We start from the raw sequence: 577 nt of genomic DNA, 5'->3' as shown, positions 1-577 counted from the left end.
GCCGCCGATCTGGAAGCGGTCGCGGCCGACGAAGTCGGGGCCGTTCTGCGCGCATTTTCGGCTCCGGGCGGGCAATCAGCCGCTGTGGTGGGGCCAAAGGCTGGCCTTGCCGCCGCGGAGGTCTTTACCAACGCCTTCGCTTGAGCCTTGATAACGGGGGCAGCGGACGACGCGGCAGAGGATGGCGATGGCGCTGATCCGTTGGGACCTTACCGGAGACGACGGGCGCCGCGTGGACGGCGAGGCCGTCTATCTGCGTCATCCCAAGCCCTCCGACTATGAGGCCTGGGCCGCTCTGCGCGCCGAGAGCGCGAGCCATCTGCAGCCGTGGGAACCAAGCTGGACGAGCGACGAACTCACCCGCGCGGCCTATCGCCGCCGGTTGCGCCGCTATGCGGATGATATCCGTGACGGACTGGCGATGCCCTTTTTCTTCCTGCGCCAGAGTGATGATGCGCTGCTGGGCGGGCTCACCTTTTCCAATATCCGGCGCGGCGTGGCGCAGGCCTGCTCGCTGGGTTACTGGATCGGAGCCCCGCACGTGCGCCAGGGCTACACCCGCGATGCAGCGCGCGCG

At 68.3% G+C, this 577-nt stretch carries 1 protein-coding gene; it reads left to right on the top strand.

What is annotated here, in order from left to right; all coding sequences use genetic code 11:
- Positions 1-187: 187 nt before the first annotated feature.
- Positions 188-577 (top strand): GNAT family N-acetyltransferase (locus ACLD7X_RS17980; RefSeq protein WP_425625467.1); only part of this gene is annotated, 390 nt, incomplete at its 3' end.

Origin of the sequence: Aphanothece microscopica RSMan92, from assembly GCF_046613545.2 — a bacterium.
Taxonomy (GTDB): Bacteria; Cyanobacteriota; Cyanobacteriia; order PCC-6307; family Cyanobiaceae; genus NIES-981.
The sequence above is the reverse complement of the archived record's forward strand: the minus strand, read 5'-3'. Positions and strand labels throughout refer to the sequence as shown.